Below are 3,270 nucleotides of genomic sequence, written 5' to 3'. Positions count from 1 at the left end.
GGTCACGATGAACAATCAATCACTGACGGTACCGTAGACTTTGATTATGGAATGGTATGCAACCAAAACCACGACCCAATATAAATTATGAGGTTCGTGCACACATTAGTATGGGTCATAACGTTAGCATAATGGGCGTTTACTAGCCCAAACTGATTGAAACACCTAAATCACAGCATTTCTATGAAAAATGCGCAACGAGTAAACGTCCCTCGTTCATGCTCTTGTTATGTTCAATGCCTACTATGCCACCTAGTCATTTCTGTAACGGTACTTGCATATACTTTGCTGCTCGTCACTATTCTCGATGACAAATCAAAATGGAACATTACCACTTTGTTTTTATGAGTTTTTACTTTGTCAGTGTCAATTTTTACAGTGAGGTAGGCTTCGGTCAAATGTGACAAATCGATGTTGTCTCTGGCTGCGCTTTCTTTTAGCCACTGAGAAATCTCTACAGCAATCCATAGCTCAATGTTCCCAACTAATGAGTGAGTCGCAGAACCTTTTAGGATGTCAATGTCGATAACACCATTTGGTAGCTCAGAAAGTGCTTCAAGATCATCGCCCATTCTCCATCCAGCGAATATCTTGGGAATTACATCAACGTAATGATTGAGCCGTTTTCTCCTCATTTTTCACCTTGAACATAACGTCAGCATAACGGGCGTTTACTATCCCAAGCTCATTGAAACGGTTAAATCACCGCTTTTGAAAAAATGCGCCACGAGTAAACGTCCCGTTAATGCTTTTGTTAGGGCTTAATTCCAGCTTAAATACGATATTGCCCGATTTAAATTGTTTTAGCTTAATCGCTGAATTGTTTAATGTTGCCGCAGCGCCAGCTCCTAACCAAAAGTTTTTAATAGATTGGGTCGCAGGGTTCTCTGATTTTTCGTTGTAGCAAACCAGTGCGTTGACGCTACGTTTTTTAAGCCAGTCTCTTAGTTTTTTGTAAACTGACTCAACTGCCTGACGCGACGAGAAGTTGTAAGCCCCGTCTAAATCAGTTGAAGCAATTGCAATGCGGCCGGAAGTAAGAACTCCGTCTTCTAGGCGACTTCGCTCATATTGAATGAAGCCATCACCCATTAGAATCTCATCGAAGTGTTTGCCCTGCTTGATGCTGATTCCGTCAATGCTTCGAAGATGATCGTCAAAGACCGCATGATCATCTTGGTTCATGAAGTATTGAAATTCACTCCGCATCTCGATTCTTTTGTAGCCCTAACGCCGCGCTCTGCGGCAAATTTGGAGCGCAGCGGAAAATTTGTCCGGCAGCAGCGCTTTGTTAGGCATGTTGATACGCAGCCCAGTGTGTTTTAAAAATACTACCATCATCGTCATTTATATTAGTTTTATGGGCTATTTTCATATCTTCGTAGTCTTTAGACATACACGAAATAAGCTCAAATAACCCCTGAACTGCTTCTTTGTTCCACTGCGGCCCCATGCGGTAGTCCAAGGACAAGCAGTCTGTAAAAACGAACAAACCCAACTCAGGGATATGTTTGCCACTTGGACTGTTAAGCCCATCAAAACACAAATGAAAAGATTCCGCTTCGCCAGAGATAACCTGTATGGCAGGGTTATCTTCGAAACCAAAAGGAACATCGCAATCTTTTGATGTGGACCAATAACTCGGTTCCTTTGAAGAAATCCGAGCTGCATGGTTCCTTATGAACTCATAGCCACGAATCACTTCATCAGCGGAAAGATGGCCTAGCTCTATATCTGGCAGTGAACCATCATCCGTTCCGAAGATTTCTAGCAGGCTATCCCAGTTATCGATCACTATGTATGCCTAACGTCGCAATAACGGGCGCTTATCAAACCGCCCAAAACTACTTTAATCCATTGTATTCGCAACACTTTGAAAAGCTACCACAGTGACAAAGCGTCCCGTTCATTGCCTTGTTATAAGTTACCAAACCTCGAACTGCGACATTCCCTATTTGGATTGTGGGGTAAGCAATTGACGTAAGCATTAGCCTTGTGCGTGCGGCCTATATCATCGAGAATTTCACATATGAGGGTACAAGGCTTGCCTAGCTCACAACGCCAATAGTGATGTTCATGCTGATACTCAACATCAAACTCCACTCTTATAGTGACGGAAACCAGCCAAGAGTTAGGTAGTTCTCTCTTTCCCATGAGCCGAAACAGCATTTCCGAGTATGAGCAAACCATCAAATCGAATTCTTTAGCACTTGGTTTAATTCCGCGATTTTTTAAATTTACTGTTATTGCTTTTGTACTCTGGGACTCTGCGAACTTATAGAGCTTACCGATACCCCAGTAGCCATCAACATCATTGTTTCTACTAGCAAAAGAACCAACAATGCCGCTTGCAATACTTCCTAGCTCTCTTCTTCGTCCCATATATCTAGTAACTTATAACGCTTGCCAGCACAGGCAAAAAATGGCAGAGCGGTTTTTTGTCCTGTGGCTGCATTTGTTAGCCTTTACTCCATGTCTTTCTCGGCTTGCCGCCAGCACCTTTTGAAAAAGCTAGCGCATTTCACTTTGTCGCAAACCGTGTTTAAACCACCAAGAGACAACAACCTGAATGTGATTTCAAATATGTAATTGGAATTTCAGACACGTCACTCAAACAAAGGTAGTTCAATGATTTCGACACAAACTTGCGGTTATGAAAAGAGGAATTTGGCGGCTAAACCTTGGGACTCAAAACTCTAAAATTGATGGGGGATAACGCCTTGTTAAGTAGCAGCTAACTTCCACTACAACCAAACAAAGACACCGTAATCACTAAACTCAACCAAACTAAAATCGCCGACTGTTAGCTGCCTGCTTGAATAATTTGTCATGTGCTTCGGAGCATCATATGCACTGGCAGCTTTTCGAAACCTTGCTTTCTCCAGAAAACTGAGGTTTTCTCTAGATTCAATACAGATACTGTTGAAGCGCCTTTTAACTTAAAACGTTTAACTAGCTCCTCAATGAGCTTCGTTCCAATGCCGTTGCTTTTCAGCGTGTGCGAAACCGAGACCAGTTGAATTTGTGCGCGGGAACCATCGTAGAAGCCCTTTGTAAAGCCAGCGACCTTACCCTCTACTTCAGCGACTATAAAAACTGCGCCGTCACATTGAGACACCCTTTTCATTGAGTGCTTGTCTTCAACTTCGGGATAATCGAACTGACCATTTTCAATTAAAATGCTCTCTAAAATATCTCCGTCAGATTCAATAAAATCCCTTAATTTTATCACCACAGCTAACTACTCCTTGTTGGCACATAACAGTGCTA

General features: G+C 42.4%; 5 protein-coding genes. All 5 read right to left on the bottom strand.

Annotation, left to right across the window (positions count from 1 at the left end):
* Positions 1-233: 233 nt before the first annotated feature.
* On the bottom strand, positions 234-635 hold the full coding sequence (locus A8L45_RS23205; protein WP_068905715.1) for a hypothetical protein: 402 nt from the start codon (positions 633-635) through the stop codon (positions 234-236).
* Between the two features lie 67 nt (positions 636-702).
* Positions 703-1,185 carry a hypothetical protein gene (locus tag A8L45_RS23200; RefSeq protein WP_139122467.1) on the bottom strand — a complete coding sequence of 161 codons (483 nt, stop codon included), beginning with the start codon at positions 1,183-1,185 and terminating at the stop codon, positions 703-705.
* 106 nt (positions 1,186-1,291) lie between these two features.
* Entirely contained in the window at positions 1,292-1,795 is a 504-nt protein-coding gene (locus A8L45_RS23195) for a hypothetical protein (protein WP_068905713.1), read from the bottom strand.
* A gap of 122 nt (positions 1,796-1,917) precedes the next feature.
* The gene (locus tag A8L45_RS23190) at positions 1,918-2,382 is read right to left on the bottom strand and encodes a hypothetical protein (protein WP_068905712.1); all 465 of its coding nucleotides are present in this window, start codon (positions 2,380-2,382) and stop codon (positions 1,918-1,920) included.
* A 445-nt stretch (positions 2,383-2,827) separates the two neighbouring features.
* Entirely contained in the window at positions 2,828-3,235 is a 408-nt protein-coding gene (locus A8L45_RS23185) for a GNAT family N-acetyltransferase (protein WP_068905711.1), read from the bottom strand.
* Between the last annotated feature and the right edge of the window lie 35 nt (positions 3,236-3,270).

Source organism: Veronia pacifica (assembly GCF_001707825.1).
GTDB lineage: Bacteria > Pseudomonadota > Gammaproteobacteria > Enterobacterales > Vibrionaceae > Veronia > Veronia pacifica.
The sequence above is the reverse complement of the archived record's forward strand: the minus strand, read 5'-3'. Positions and strand labels throughout refer to the sequence as shown.